Raw genomic sequence first — 14270 nt, forward strand, 5'->3', positions numbered from 1 at the left:
ATGAACACCACGGCGGCACTTTCCTACGTTCACGGCTACTCCGAGCACGAGGCCCGCAGGCTGGGCGACCAGGCCGACACCCTGGCCGCGTTGCTGCACGCCGGTACGGCCTTTCCCGCGGGCAGCAGGGTGCTGGAGGCCGGGTGCGGGATCGGCGCGCAGACGGTGCACCTGGTGAGGTCGAGCCCGGGGGCCCGCCTCGTCGCGGTCGACGTCTCCGGGACGTCCCTGGCGCAGGCGCGGGCGCGCGTCGAGGCGGAATCCCCCGGCGCGGACGTCGAATGGCACCGCGCCGACCTGCTCGATCCGCCGTTCGCGGACGGGACGTTCGATCACCTTTTCGTCTGCTTCGTCCTTGAGCACCTGCGCGACCCGCAGGCCGCGCTGGCCGCGCTGCGGCGGGTGCTGCGGCCCGGCGGGACGATCACCGTGATCGAGGGCGATCACGGCTCGGCGTTCTTCCACCCCGACAGCGCCTACGCCCGCGCGACGATCGCGCACCAGGTGTGGCTGCAGTCCGCCGCCGGCGGGGACGCGCTGATCGGACGGAGGTTGCAGCCGCTCCTGGCCGCCGCCGGCTACGAGGAGGTGACGGTCCGGCCGCGGACGGTCTACGCCGACCGGACGCGCCCGGCGCTGGCCGAGGGATTCATCCGCAACACCTTCACCGCCATGGTCGAGGCCGTCCGGGCCGACGCGCTCGCGGCCGGGCTCACCACTCGCGCCGACTTCGACCGCGGCATCGCCGACCTGCACCGCACGGCCGAGGACGACGGCGCGTTCCACTACACGTTCTTCAAGGGCCAGGCCATCAACCCGATCCCGTGACCTGGCCTTTTTTCTGGCCATCAAGGTTGCGGGCGCAGGGCCGGGCCGGTGTGAACAAGGAGTAGATCGACTCTTGCGGAACCCGTTGTCGGCGTACGGCTTCTTGTGCACCGGGACGTCCACCTGAACGTGCAGAGATGATCATTGTGTCGGGTGCGGGTGTTAGGTTGCGGAGGCATGGCGACGTCCTCCCGGCAGAATCGGCCGTTCCTCTATGTGATCGATGAGGAGTTCGTTCCACCGGATCGGGGTGACGAGCAGGAAGGGCCCGAGTCCGCGGTTCCCGCTGGTGATCCGGACGAGGCTGTGCGGCTCTTGCATCACTACCGGCAGCTGATGGCGCGGATCCTCGGGTACGAGGAGGAACTCCCCGAGCCCGCGAGCGAGGAGGCCCTCGTCGCGGTGGAGGAGGAACTCGGCGTCGCACTGCCTGCGGACCTCCGCGCGCTGTACGGCGTCGCCGACGGTGACGGTGACCTCGTCAACCCGCTGTTCGACCGGCAGGACTGGCTCCCGCTTGCCGAGATCGGCGACCTGGATGACGAGTGGCTCGACATCGCACAGGAGTGGCGGTTCGAACCCTGGCGCCGGACGGTGTTCGATGCCCGGCCCCCGCACGCCGTCCGGAGGTCGCCGCTGCGTGCGGGCTGGATCCGGTTCGCGTTCGACACCGGCGGCAACTGGCTCGCCGTGGACATGGATCCCGGGCCGAACGGTCGTCCCGGGCAGGTCATCAAGGTCGGAGTCGACTACGTGGAAGGGCCGGTGTACGTCGCTGACTCGGTGACCACGTTTCTGCGCCGGCTGGTGGAGGCGCTGGAACGTGGTGACTACCGCCGTCGCGACAAGAGCCTGTGGATCGACACGGATCTGCCGGATCTGGCCGGCAGGCACGGCTGGTACAGCGGCGGCCCACCCTCCTGCGCGCGTGCCGGGCAGGCCGGTCCGCGTGTGCAGGAGGTCCGGGTGACCGACGTGGAGGATTGCGCGTTCCTCGCCGCGATGCCCGAGGTGTGTTCGCTGGCGCTGTCGAGCAGGGGTTCGCCCGACCTGACCCCGCTCGGTGGTCACCCGGTGGAATATCTTGAGCTCGATGTGGAGTCGGCCGACCTGACGGCGCCGGCCCGAAACCGGGAGTTGTGTTCGCTGTCGGTCACCTGCGCGCGGCCCGTCGAGCTGGCTCCGCTCCGTACCGTGCCCCACCTGTGGGCACTGGACATCGCGGCGGCACCCGTCGCTGACATCGCCACGGTGAGCGAGCTGACGGGATTGCGGTATCTGGAGGTCACCCGGGACCAATGGCGGGAGCTGTCGGAACTCGGCGACCTGCCGCAACTGGCCCTCGTCGGCGTCCATCCGCACCGCCCCGAACGCGACCGGCCGTCCCGAACGACCTGGGTCACCACCTACGACGAGCCGCCTTCGCCAACAGCCTGAACCGGTGCCTGGGTGAGGGACTCGCCCGGCTCGCTGGACAGCGGATCGACACCTCCACCGACGGCTCACCACCGACCGCGTGCCCATCGGGCGCGAACCGATCCTGGAGCAATGGAGAGGTTTCAGGCTCATCAGAAATGGCGATGTCGCCCGGACGCGGCCTTCGCTGGGAGGCGTGGAGCCTCTCATGAGGTCGGCGTCGGCGTCAGGTGCGCAGCGGGACGCTCCTCAACGCGGGGTGTCGACGATGCGCTCGCCGAAGGCGGCGGCGAGCGCCTTGGTGACCAGCTCGGGCAGCTCGGTCCGTCCGTCGTCCTCGGCCCAGCGCACCAGTGCCGTGTGCAGGGCGGCCAGGCAGGCGCTGGCCGCCGCTCGGACATGGAACGCCGCGTCGGGATCGGTGGCGTCGTCTCCGAGCGCGTCGACGATCGCCTGCTGCAGGGCGTAGTGGTTGTCCAGGTGCTTGGCCCGCAGGGCCGGCGTCGAGATCATGAGCTGGAGCCGGGCGAGCAGGAACCGCTCGTCCGCCGTCAGGTCGTCTCCGTGGCCGCCGCCGGTCAGCGCCGCCACCGAGTCGATGAGCGCGCCGCCGATGCGGCCGACCAGGGGCCGTTCGGCGGGCGAGGCGGCGATCCGCTCGGCGACGAGCGCACCGTGCCGGTCGATGAGGACCAGGTCCTCCTTCGTCGGGAAGTGCCGGTACACGGTCATGGGCGACACCCCCGCGGCTTCGGCGACGTCGGTCACGGTCGTGGCGTCGTATCCGCGCTCGGTGAACAGGCGCACCGCGTGCGCCTGGATCAGGCGCTGCGTCTCGGCTCGTCGTTGCGCTCGCAACGTTGAGTGCTGATCGGGCATGTGATAGACACTACCTCAGTGGTAGTCACTACCAAATCGGTAGTGACTCGCAGACCGAGGTGGCGACCATGGATGATGATCTGACCGGCAGGGCGGCGCTGGTGACCGGAGCGTCGCGCGGTATCGGGCAGGCGATCGCGGTCCGGCTGGCGGCGAAGGGCGCCGTGGTCATCGCGCACTTCGGCACGGACGAGGACGGCGCGAAGGCGACGGTCGGCCGGATCGAACGTTCCGGTGGCACCGCCCTCGCCGTCAGGGCCGAACTGGGCGTGGACGGCGACGTCGAGACGCTGTTCGCGGGTGTCGAGGCGGGCCTGGCCGGGCGACCGCTCGACATCGTCGTCAACAACGCGGCGGCCGCGCCCGCCGGTCCGCTCGGATCCACGACGCGGACGCAGTTCGACCACCTGTTCGCCGTGAACGTTCGAGCGCCGTACTTCATCGTCCAGCGAGCGGTGCCGCTGCTCCGCGACGGTGGCCGCATCATCACGATCTCGTCGGTGGCGACCCGGATGGCCAATCCCGCCCAGACGTCCTTCGCGATGACGAAGGGCGCGGTGGAGACGATGAGCATGACCCTGGCCAACGAGCTCGGCGTCCGAGGGATCACGGTGAACGCGGTCGCTCCCGGCGCCACCCGGACGGCGGCCAACGGACCGGTCTTCGAGGCACCGGGCCTGGCCGGCTTCATCGCCGGATCGACGGCGCTCGATCGCCTGGGCGGGGCCGACGACGTCGCCGATGTCGTCGCGTTCCTCGCCTCCGATGCCGCGCGCTGGATCACGGGCCAGGTCATCGACGCGAGCGGTGGTCTGTTCCTCGGGCCGCGTACCTGATCGTCCCGGGTCAGCCGGTGACGATGTTGGCGATCCGGCCCGGGACGATGACCAGGCGGCGGACGGTCAGGCCGGCGGTGTGCCGGGGGAGGTCGGCGTGCTCGTTCAGCAGGCGCTCGATCTCCTCGCCGCTCGCGCCGGCGGGCACGTCGAGGGTGAACCTGGTCCGGCCGTCGATCTGGACCGGGATCGTGACGGCCGGTTCGGCGGCGAGGGACGGGTCGGCCTCGGGGAACGGCGCGTAGGCCAGCGAGTCCTGGTGGCCGAGGCGGCTCCATAGTTCCTCGGCGATGTGCGGGGCGAGCGGCGCGACCATCAGGACCAGGGCCTCGGCCAGCTCGCGCGGCATCTCCTCCAGCCGGGCGGCGTGGGTGGTCAGCTGCATCAGCCGGGCGATCGCGGTGTTGTAGCGCATGCCCTCGAAGTCGTCGCGGACGACGGCGATCGTCTGGTGCAGCTTGCGCAGGGTGGCGGTGTCCGGAACGGTGCCGGTGACGCGCGTGGCTCCGGTCTCCTCGTCGATGATGTTGCGCCAGAGCCGCTGCAGGAAGCGGTGGACGCCGGCGATGTCGTCGGTCCGCCATGGCCGGTCGGCCTCCAGCGGGCCCATGGCCATCTCGTGCAGCCGCAGGGTGTCGGCACCGTAGGCGTCGTAGACGTCGCCGGGGCTGACGCCGTTCTTGCGGCTCTTGCCCATCCTGCCCGCGCGCCGGGTCACGGGACGGTCCTGGTAGGTGAACGTCCCGCCGCCGGCCTGGATGACCTCGGCGGCCGGTACGAACATGCCGCGTTCGTCGGTGAAGGCGTCGGCCAGCACGGAGCCCTGGTTGAACAGGCGCCCGAACGGCTCCGGCGTGGACACATGGCCCAGGTCGTACAGGACCTTGTGCCAGAACCGCGCGTACAGCAGGTGCAGGACGGCGTGCTCCACTCCCCCGACGTACAGGTCGACGCCATCGGCTGCCATCCAGTAGCGCTCGACGCCGGGGTCGACGAACGCCGTTTTGTTGGTGGGGTCCAGGTAGCGCAGGTAGTACCAGCAGGACCCGGCCCATTGGGGCATCGTGTTGAGTTCGCGCCGGTATCGCTTGGGGCCTTCGCCCAGGTCGAGTTCCACGGTGGCCCATTCCTTGGCCTTGGCCAGGGGCGGTACGGGCGTGCCGGTGTCATCCTGCTGGGGTTCGGGACGGAAGTCGGTCATTTCCGGGAGCAGTACGGGCAGCGCGTCATCGGGAAGCGCGATCGGCATTCCGTGCTCGTCGTAGACGATGGGGAACGGCTCGCCCCAATAGCGCTGCCGGGAGAACAGCCAGTCGCGCAGCCGATAGGAGCGCGCGCCTCGCCCCAGCCGCAGCCGTTCCAGCCATTCGATGGTGGCCCTGATCCCCTCCTGAACGGTCAGCCCGAACAGTTCCGGCCCGGCGATGTTCTCGCGATACGCCCCGTTCCCGTCGAAGGCCGTCCGCCATCGCGCCGGGTCCGTGCCGTGTTCGGACAGCCATTCGGCCGGGGGTCGCAGTACGGGGCGTACGGCCAGCCCGTAGGTGTGCGCGAAGTCCAGATCGCGCTGGTCGTGGGCGGGTACGGCCATGATCGCGCCCGTTCCGTACCCCATGAGCACGTAGTCGGCCACGAAGACCGGGATCGGCGACGCCGTGACGGGGTTCATCACGTAGGCGCCGGTGAACGCGCCGGTCTTGCCGGTCGTTTCGGTGGTGCGCTGCCGGTCGCTGAGGCGTTCGGTGCGCGCGCGGTACGCGGCGACCGCGTCCCGTGGCGTCGCGTGCGAGCCGCGCCATGCCTGCGGCGTGCTGCCGGGCCACTGGTCCGGTACGAACCGGTCCACCAGCGGGTGCTCGGGGGCCAGCACCGCGTAGGTCGCGCCGTACAGGGTGTCGGGGCGGGTGGTGAAGACCTCGAACGCGATGCCGCGGCCGGGCGCGCTCAGGCGGATGAAGGCGCCGTCGGCCGCGCCGATCCAGTTGCGCTGCATCCGCTTGAGCGGCTCGGGCCAGTCGACCAGATCCAGGTCGTCGATCAGCCGTTGCGCGAAGTCGCTGATCCGCAGCATCCACTGGCGCATCGGCCTGCGGTAGACGGGGTGGTCGCCCAGGTCGCTGCGGCCTTCGGCGGTGACCTCCTCGTTGGCCAGCACGGTGCCGAGCGCGGGACACCAGTTGACGAGTTCCTCGGACACGTACGCCAGCCGGTGCCCGTCGATGACGCGGCGGCGGATCCGCTCGTCCAGGTCGGCCCAGTCCCGGCCGCCGGGGACGGTGCGGGCGCCGGAGGCGAACTCCTCGATCAGGGCCTCGATGGGACGGGCCCGTCCGGTGCGCTCGTCGGCCCAGCTCCCGAACAGCCGCAGGAAGATCCACTGCGTCCAGCGGTAGTACCCGGGGTCGGTCGTGGAGATCTCGCGGCGGGCGTCGTGGCCCAGGCCGAGGCGGCGCAGCTGGCGGCGGTAGGTGGCGATGTTGGCCGTGGTCGTCTCGCGCGGATGGCGGCCGGTGTCGATCGCGTACTGCTCGGCCGGCAGCCCGAACGCGTCGTACCCGAAGGTGTGCATCACGTGGTCGCCGTTCATGCGCCGGTAGCGGGCGAACGCGTCGGTGCCGATGTAGCCGAGCGGGTGGCCGACGTGGAGTCCGGCGCCGCTCGGGTACGGGAACATGTCCAGGACGTAGAAGGGGCGGCGGCCGGCCATCCGCTCGAATCCCTCCGAAAGCGGCCCGGCGGGATTGGGCGAGTCGAAGGTGCCTTCGGCATTCCAGCGTTCCTGCCAGCGCAGCTCGATCTCGTTCGCCAGGTGCGCGTCGTATCGGTGGCTCATCGTCCTCTTCACCGCGGATCCGTGACCGGTCTCGGAAAATGAAAAAGCCCCTCAACGCATGAGGGGCGGCCGCGCTGACTCGGTGAGTCAGCGCGGCTCGGGAAGAAGGCCGTGGAGGATGGTCATGCGGGTGAGGGTACCCCGCCGGTGCCTTATTGGTCGCGCAATTTGAACAGCGCGCCTCCCAGCAGCAGCGCGCCCGCGGTGTACGCGGCCAGGACGCCCAGCCCTGCCCAGGGGCCGATGGGCAGGCGGTCGAGCTGTGTCGTGGCCTGGACGGCCAGGCCGGCGTCCATGGGCATGAGCTTCTGGACGCGTTCCCTCCACTCGGGGTCGGTCACGAGCATGGTGACGATCGGCGACGCGTACAGCAGCGCCAGTACGGCGGTGATGGAGCCGGCGGTGTCGCGGACCGCGGTGGCCACGCCCATGGACAGCAGCGCGACGAGCACCAGGTAGAGCACGGTCCCGGTGGCGGCGCGCAGCGTGGGCCCGTCCATGAGGGAGGCGGCCGGGTAGCCGTTGGCCTCGGTGAAGCCGTTGCCGGGCAGGATGGCGCGGCCGGCGGCCAGGGAGCCCAGCACCCCGAGGGTGCCGGCCGCCGCCACGGCGGCCGCGAGGACGGCCGCCTTGGCGAGCAGGACGGTGAGGCGGCGGGGCTGGGCGGCCAGCGTGGCACGGATCGTTCCGCCGCCGAACTCGCCGCTGATCGTGAGCACGGCCAGCACGACGGCCAGCGCCTGGCCGAGCCGGACGCCCGACAGGCTGAGTTCGACGGTGTCCTCGTAGCACTGGGCGGGCGTGGGGCAGGGGCCGGTGTCGACGGGCGCCGCGGCCGCCGCGCTGATCGCCACCGTGAGCGCCGCGATGCCGAGCAGCAGCCAGGCGGTGGAGGGGAGGGTGCGCAGCTTGGTCCACTCGGCGCGCAGCGAACGCGCAAGGACGGTGAGGTCCGGTACGGCCGCGGGCGGGGCGGTGGTCACGCGTCCCGCCTCCGGACCAGCCATACGGCGGCGGCGAAGGCGACGGCGGTGTAGGCGGCCAGCACACCGAGCCCGGCCCAGGGCCCGATGACGGTGTCGTAGCGGTGCAGGGTCTGCTGAATCGCGAACCCGGCGGCCGGGGTGGCCCCGTCGAGCCAGCGCGCCGCCGAGACCGGCAGCCCGCGGGAGAGGATCTGCGGGAGCAGCAGCACCAGCAGCGGGACCGCGATCGCGGCGGCGGCGCGGCGGGTGATCGCGGCCAGGGCGAGCGTGAGCACCGCGATCAGGGCCAGCAGCAGGCCCGTCCCGAGCACGGCCCGCAGCACCGGCCCCTCGGTCACCGTCGGGACGATGACGTTCTTGGACCGCATCACCGCCACCGACAGCAGGACCGCGCCGAGCGCGGCGGCCAGCCCGGCGGCGCACGCGGCCGCGGCGATGACGATGGCCTTGGCGGCCAGCACCCGGCCGCGGCGGGGGGCGGCGGCGAAGGTGAGGTGGATCAGGCCGTTGCGGTACTCGGAGGTCATGAACAGCACCGCCAGCGCGATGATCGCCATCATCCCGATCATGGTGCCGCCGAGCGCGTCGCGGGTGACGTCGGTGGCGAACAGCCGGGGCCCGACGTCGCCCATGCCTGTGAGGGTGACGGTGCCGGAGCTCAGGTCCACCGGCTTGCCGGCGTCGTCGCGCCAGGCGCCCGCCGGCTGGGGATCGGCCGGGTGCACCGCCAGGTCGCTGAACGTGGCGGTGCCCTCGGTGCTCTGCCCCGTGACGCTCTCGCCGCCGAACTGCCGCTCGACCTTGATCTGCTCTGGCGAGGCGACGAACGCTCCGGCGACGGCGTTCGCGGCGAGCCCGTCGACGGTGACGGCGCCGATGCGGTTCCAGCGCGTCCCGTCGGCCGACTCGTACCCGGTGACCGAGGAGCCGGCGCGCGTGAGTTTGAGCCAGCGGGGCGCGGTGCCGGGCCCGCCGGCGATGTCGGTGGTGAAGTCGGTCTGCAGCCGCACGCCCCGGCCCGGGGTGACCATGACCGCCGCGTACGGCGACCCGGGCCGGGTGCTCGACCTGATCATGAGTCCGGCCTTGGCGTCCCGGTGGCTGCCGTCCTGTGCGGTCACCCGGGTGACGAGGGTGCCGTCGCCGGCCAGCGTCCGGTACGCGAAGCGGCCCTCGTCGTTGTAGGGGTCCAGCGTCATCACGACAGGGCCGCCGCCGCCCGCGCGTTCCATCTGCGAGCCGCCCGCCATCAGCAGCGCCACCAGGACCGTCAGCACGATCGCGGCGACGAGGGCGAGCATCCAGCGGGGCACGGAGCGCAGCTTGGTCCACTCGGCCCGGATCATCCGGCCGAAGCCGTCCCGGCCCTGGACGGTCGTGCTGCGGTACGGGGTGAGCGTGGTCATCGTCCCTCCCCCTCTCCGGCCGGGGCGGCCGCGCGGAACTCGGTGGCGTCCCCGGTGAGCTCCATGTAGGCCTCCTCCAGCGACGCGCGGTGCTCGGCGATGCCCGAGAACGGCACCCCGTCCTCGGTGAGGAGGGCGACGATCCGTTCGGCGGGCATCCCGGTGATGGTGAGGGCGTCGGCCGCGGTGGCGGCGACGGTGGCGCCGGCGCGGGCGAGCAGGGTCATGGCCTCGCCGCGCTGGGAGGTGCGGAGCTCGACCCGGCCGTCGGAGGCCGCGGCCAGCAGTTCCCTTACGCCGGTGTCGGCGATGACCCGGCCGCGCCCGATCACCACCAGGTGGTCGGCGGTGTCCTCCAGTTCGGTCATCAGGTGGCTGGACACCAGTACCGCGCGCCCTTCGGCGGCCAGCGACCGCAGGAACCCGCGGATCCACCGGATGCCCTCGGGGTCCAGCCCGTTCACCGGTTCGTCGAACATCAGCATGGGCGGGTCGCCCAGGAGCGCGCCGGCGATGCCGAGCCGCTGCCGCATGCCGAGGGAGAACCCGCCGGCGCGCTTGCGTGCGGCCGAGGCCAGCCCGACCAGTTCCAGGACCTCGTCGACCCGCCGGGCGGGCAGTCCGCTGTAGTGCGCCATCCACAGCAGGTGGTCGCGGGCGCGGCGGGCGGGATGGGCCGCCGCCGCGTCGAGCATCGCGCCGACCTGGCACAGCGGGGCGCGCAGCTTGCGGTACGGGTGCCCGCCGACCAGCGCGGTGCCCGCGTCGGGGCGGTCCAGGCCCAGGATGACCCGCATGGTGGTGGACTTGCCGGCGCCGTTGGGCCCGACGAACCCGGTGACCTGCCCGGGCTCGACCGTGAACGACAGGTCGTCGACGGCCAGGGCCGGCCCGTAGCGCTTGCGCAGGCCACGAACTTCGATGGTTGCTTCCATGACCCGAGACGCTAAAGACTCCGGTGCCCACGGGTCGTCCCCGGGTGGTGTCATCTTCGCCGGGCGGGGCCGGGGGACCCGGGCGGGCCGCGTCCCCCGCGTGGGGGACGCCCGGGCCGCGGACCCGGGGGACGCGGCCGGGCCTCCGGTACGGACACAATGGCGCGTGTGAAGCACTTGGTGGCGGGGATCGCGCTCGGCGCCCTGGCGGTCCTGGAGACGGTGCTGCGCGCCGACGGCGATGTGGCGATCGCGCTGCTGGTGGGCCTGCAGGCGACGGTGCCGCTGGCGGTCGCGCGCACGCATTTCGCGGCGGCGGCGACGGCGGTCACGGCGGCGGTCCCGCTCACCGCGCTGCTCTACCAGGGTCCCGCCGTGACCGGTGTGGTGGCGCTGCTGGCGATCTGGGTGCCCGCGGGCGTGCGCCGGTTCCGGGCGGCCCGCGCGCGTGCCGCCGAACGCGACACCTCGCAGCGCGTCGTACGGGACACGCTGCTGGAGCTGACCGTGCGGGGTGAGCGGGCGCGGATCGCCCGGGAGTTGCACGACGTGGTGGCGCACCACATCTCGATGATCTCCGTACGGGCCGAGACCGCCCGGCTGGCCGTGCCGGGCATGCCCGCGCAGGGCGCCGAGCACCTGCTGGCGATCGGCGACACCGCGCGTACGGCGCTGACCGAGATGCGCCGGCTGCTGGGGGTGCTGCGCGAGGACGCCGGCGACGCGCCGCCCGACCGCCGTCCCCAGCCCGGCCTGGGACAGGTGCTGGAGCTGGTCGACCAGGCCCGCGACTCGGCCGGCGCCGGTGCCCGGCTGATCGTGCGGGGGCGCGTGGCGGCGCTGGACGCCGGGGTCGAGCTCACCGCGTACCGGATCGTGCAGGAGGCGCTCACCAACGCCCGCAGGCACGCGCCCGGAGCCGCCGTCGACGTGGAGCTGGACTACTCTCCCGGCTCCCTGCGGCTGCGGATCCGCGACAACGGCCCGGGCCCGGTGGACTCCGCGGCGGCCGGCCACGGGCTGCCGGGCATGCGGGAGCGCGCCGCGGCCGTCGGCGGCGAGTTGCGCACCGGCCCCGCACCCGGTGGCGGTTTCCTGGTCGAGGCCGCCCTCCCGGCGGGTACGGAGGCGCACCGGTGAACGATCCCGTGCGGGTGCTCGTCGTCGATGACCTGGAGGTCGTCCGGGCCGGTTTCGCCGCGCTGCTGGAGACCCAGCCCGACCTGACCGTGGCCGGTACCGCGCCCGACGGCGCCGAGGCCGTCCGGCTGTGCCGGCGCGAGCGGCCCGACGTGGTGCTGATGGACGTGCGGATGCCGGTGCTGGACGGGATCGAGGCCACCCGGCGGATCACCGCCCTGGACGCACCGCCGCGGATCATCATGCTGACCACGTTCGACCTGGACGAGCACGTCTACGACGCCCTCGCGGCGGGCGCGGGCGGCTTCCTGCTCAAGGACGTGACGGCCGAGCGGCTGTTCGACGCGGTACGGGTGGTGGCGGCTGGCGAGGCGCTGATCGCCCCCAGCGTCACCCGCCGGCTGATCGGCGAGTTCGCCCGGCTCCGCCCGCGCCCGCCCTCTCCGCTGCTGGACGTGCTGACGCCGCGCGAGACCGAGGTGCTGCGCCTGGTGGCCGAGGGCCTGTCCAACGGCGAGATCGCCGCGCGCCTGGTCGTCGGGGACGAGACCGTCAAGACCCATGTGAGCCGCGTGCTGCGCAAGCTCGGCCTGCGCGACCGCGTCCAGGCCGTGGTGGCGGCCTACGAGTCGGGCCTGCTCGTCCCCCGCACCGACCGCGACCGCCGCCGGTAGGGGCCGGTCACGGCCGGGCGGATCCTCTGACAGGATTTTCTTCGCGGGGATGTCGAGATCCGGGCGGGCGCTCCGACCACCGGGTGGACGGCGCCCGCGACCGGGGGCCGCGACACGAGGAGGACCGGGATGAAGTTCCTGCTGATGATCCAGATGAACGACGAGGCGTTCGAGGCGCTCGGCGAGGAGCGGCGCAACGAGATCATGAACGCCCATGAGGGGTTCCAGAAGATGCTCCGCGAGCGCGGCGAGATGGTCGTCACGCACGCGCTCGCCGACCCGTCCACCAGCGCGACCGTACGGGTCAAGGATGGGGTCCCGGCGGTGACCGACGGGCCGTTCGCCGAGGCCAAGGAGTACCTGGCCGGCTACTACGTGATCGACTGCGAGAGCCGCGAGCGCGCCCTGGAGATCGCCGGGCGGATGCCCGAGGCCGGCTTCCTGGGGGTGGAGGTCCGGCCGATCATGTACACCTCGGGGACCGAGATGTGAGCGGGGACGTCCGCGCCGAGGACCTGCTGCGGGAGCTGGCCCCGCGGGTCCTCGGCGTGCTCGTCCGCCGGCACGGCGACTTCGCCGCCGCCGAGGACGCCGTGCAGGAGGCGCTGCTGGCCGCCGCCCAGCAGTGGCCGGCCGAAGGCGTGCCCGGCAACCCGCACGGGTGGCTGGTCACGGTGGCGGCCCGCCGGATGGCCGACCAGGTGCGCAGCGAGCAGGCCCGGCGGCGGCGCGAGGTCGCCGACGCGCTGGCCCGGCCGGGCGGCGAGCCGGTGGCGCCCGCCGCCGACGCCCCCGCCGAGCGCGACGACACGCTGACGCTGCTGTTCCTGTGCTGCCATCCGGCGCTGTCGGGGGCCTCGCAGGTGGCGCTGACGCTGCGCGCGGTCGGCGGCCTGACCACCGCGCAGATCGCGCACGCGTTCCTGGTCCCGGAGGCGACCATGGCGCAGCGGGTCAGCCGCGCCAAGCAGCGGATCAAGGCGGCCGGGGCGACGTTCCGGATGCCGGCCGGGGCCGAGCGCGGCGAGCGGCTGGGCGCGGTCCTGCACGTGCTCTACCTGATCTTCAACGAGGGCTACACCGCCACCGCCGGTCCCGACCTGCGCCGTGAGGACCTCAGCGCGGAGGCGATCCGGCTGGCCCGCGCCGTGCACGCGCTGCTGCCCGGCGACGGGGAGGTGACCGGGCTGCTGGCGCTGATGCTGCTGACCGACGCGCGCAGGGCCGCCCGCACCGGGCCGGGCGGGGAGCTGATCCCGCTGGCCGAGCAGGACCGGAGCCGCTGGGACCGCGCCGCGCTGACCGAGGGCGTCGCGCTGATCTCGGCGGCGCTGCCGCACGGGCCGGTCGGCCCGTACCAGCTGCAGGCCGCGATCGCCGCCGTGCACGCCGAGGCCGAACGGGAGCAGGACACCGACTGGGCGCAGATCCTCGGGCTGTACGAGCTGCTGGCCGAGGTCGCGCCCAATCCGATGGTGTCGCTCAACCACGCGGTCGCGGTCGCGATGGCGAAGGGACCGGGGGCGGGACTGGAGCTGCTGGAGACGCTGGAGGCCGACGAGCGCCTGGCCCGCCACCACCGCCTGGACGCCGTACGGGCGCACCTGCTGGAGATGGCCGGGGACTGGGAGGCGGCGCGCGAGTCGTACCGGACGGCCGCGCGTCGTACCGCCAGCATCCCCGAGCGCCGCTACCTGGAGAGCAGGGCCGACCGGCTCAGGTGAGGACGCCGGCGCGGGCGGCGGCCAGCGCGGCGGCGGCGGCGCGGTCGGCGACGGCCTCGTCCACGGGCTCGCCGCTGACGAACAGCCGGTAGTACAGCGGCGCGACGGCGCAGCGGATCACGTCGGCGCCGTCGGTGCCGGCGGGCAGCTCGCCGCGGTCCACGGCGCGTTCCACCACCACGGCGGCCTGGGCGTGCCGGGCGGCGAAGAACCCGGCCAGGGCCTGGGCGGCGGTGGCGCTCTGCTGGGCCGCCGCGACGAACGCCCTGGCCACCGGCCCGCCGTGCGGGTCGGTGAACCCGGTCAGCACCAGCCGTACGACGCCGCGCAGGTCGCCTTCGGCCGAGCCGGTGTCGGGGACCGGCCAGGGTTCGGCGGCGGCCTGCTCGAGCGCGTCGGCGACGAGCCCTTCCGGGCCGCCCCAGCGCCGGTAGACGGTGGTCTTGTGGACGCCGGAGCGGGCGGCGACGCTGTCGATCGCCAGCCCGGCGAAGCCGTGCTCGGCCAGCTCGGCCAGCGTCGCGGCCCGTACGGCGGCGTGGACGCGGGCGGTGCGCCCGCCGGGCCGCACCGTTCCCGGGGTGGCTCCCGAAGCGGTCACGCTCCGACGATA

At 73.1% G+C, this 14270-nt stretch carries 13 protein-coding genes; 7 read left to right on the top strand and 6 right to left on the bottom strand.

The window, feature by feature from the left end:
* Complete coding sequence (locus tag ACH34Q_RS16110) at positions 1–828, top strand: methyltransferase domain-containing protein (protein ID WP_395983744.1); 828 nt, start codon at positions 1–3, stop codon at positions 826–828.
* Positions 829–1005: 177 nt separating this feature from the next.
* Positions 1006–2265, top strand: a complete 1260-nt coding sequence (locus tag ACH34Q_RS16115) for an SMI1/KNR4 family protein (protein ID WP_395983745.1) — start codon at positions 1006–1008, stop codon at positions 2263–2265.
* Between the two features lie 228 nt (positions 2266–2493).
* Here ACH34Q_RS16115 and ACH34Q_RS16120 read toward each other — a convergent pair whose 3' ends face one another.
* Positions 2494–3123, bottom strand: coding sequence for a TetR/AcrR family transcriptional regulator (locus tag ACH34Q_RS16120; protein WP_395983746.1), 630 nt, complete (start codon positions 3121–3123; stop codon positions 2494–2496).
* Between the two features lie 68 nt (positions 3124–3191).
* Between ACH34Q_RS16120 and ACH34Q_RS16125 the strand changes: the two genes are divergently transcribed.
* Positions 3192–3959 carry an SDR family oxidoreductase gene (locus ACH34Q_RS16125; RefSeq protein ID WP_395983747.1) on the top strand — a complete coding sequence of 256 codons (768 nt, stop codon included), beginning with the start codon at positions 3192–3194 and terminating at the stop codon, positions 3957–3959.
* Positions 3960–3969: 10 nt separating this feature from the next.
* On the opposite strand, the gene leuS is transcribed toward ACH34Q_RS16125, so the two are convergent.
* The 4 genes from leuS to ACH34Q_RS16145 form a co-directional block, all read right to left on the bottom strand.
* Entirely contained in the window at positions 3970–6792 is a 2823-nt protein-coding gene (leuS, locus tag ACH34Q_RS16130; protein ID WP_395983748.1) for a leucine--tRNA ligase, read from the bottom strand.
* A 152-nt stretch (positions 6793–6944) separates the two neighbouring features.
* Complete coding sequence (locus ACH34Q_RS16135; RefSeq protein WP_395983749.1) at positions 6945–7775, bottom strand: ABC transporter permease; 831 nt, start codon at positions 7773–7775, stop codon at positions 6945–6947.
* A complete protein-coding gene (locus tag ACH34Q_RS16140) occupies positions 7772–9184 on the bottom strand; it encodes an ABC transporter permease subunit (RefSeq protein WP_395983750.1) in 1413 nt (470 codons plus the stop codon). The genes ACH34Q_RS16135 and ACH34Q_RS16140 overlap by 4 nt, the downstream gene beginning before the upstream one ends.
* Positions 9181–10119 (bottom strand): ABC transporter ATP-binding protein, encoded by a 939-nt coding sequence (locus tag ACH34Q_RS16145; protein WP_395983751.1) that lies wholly within the window; start codon positions 10117–10119, stop codon positions 9181–9183. The genes ACH34Q_RS16140 and ACH34Q_RS16145 overlap by 4 nt, the downstream gene beginning before the upstream one ends.
* A 168-nt stretch (positions 10120–10287) precedes the next feature.
* Between ACH34Q_RS16145 and ACH34Q_RS16150 the strand changes: the two genes are divergently transcribed.
* From ACH34Q_RS16150 to ACH34Q_RS16165, 4 genes are all read left to right on the top strand, one after another.
* Positions 10288–11259, top strand: a complete 972-nt coding sequence (locus ACH34Q_RS16150; protein ID WP_395983752.1) for a sensor histidine kinase — start codon at positions 10288–10290, stop codon at positions 11257–11259.
* Positions 11256–11933: a response regulator gene (locus ACH34Q_RS16155; protein ID WP_395983753.1), complete on the top strand. Its 678-nt coding sequence runs from the start codon at positions 11256–11258 to the stop codon at positions 11931–11933. Before ACH34Q_RS16150 ends, ACH34Q_RS16155 begins: the two co-directional genes overlap by 4 nt.
* Before the next feature lie 129 nt (positions 11934–12062).
* A complete protein-coding gene (locus tag ACH34Q_RS16160; protein ID WP_395983754.1) occupies positions 12063–12425 on the top strand; it encodes a YciI family protein in 363 nt (120 codons plus the stop codon).
* The gene (locus ACH34Q_RS16165; protein WP_395983755.1) at positions 12422–13657 is read left to right on the top strand and encodes an RNA polymerase sigma factor; all 1236 of its coding nucleotides are present in this window, start codon (positions 12422–12424) and stop codon (positions 13655–13657) included. The genes ACH34Q_RS16160 and ACH34Q_RS16165 overlap by 4 nt, the downstream gene beginning before the upstream one ends.
* Here the strand turns inward: ACH34Q_RS16165 and ACH34Q_RS16170 are convergent.
* Positions 13650–14258: a TetR/AcrR family transcriptional regulator C-terminal ligand-binding domain-containing protein gene (locus ACH34Q_RS16170; protein WP_395983756.1), complete on the bottom strand. Its 609-nt coding sequence runs from the start codon at positions 14256–14258 to the stop codon at positions 13650–13652. The genes ACH34Q_RS16165 and ACH34Q_RS16170 overlap by 8 nt on opposite strands.
* Positions 14259–14270: the final 12 nt, after the last annotated feature.

The sequence above is a fragment of the Actinomadura sp. 9N407 genome, assembly GCF_044326315.1.
Taxonomy (GTDB): domain Bacteria; phylum Actinomycetota; class Actinomycetes; order Streptosporangiales; family Streptosporangiaceae; genus Spirillospora.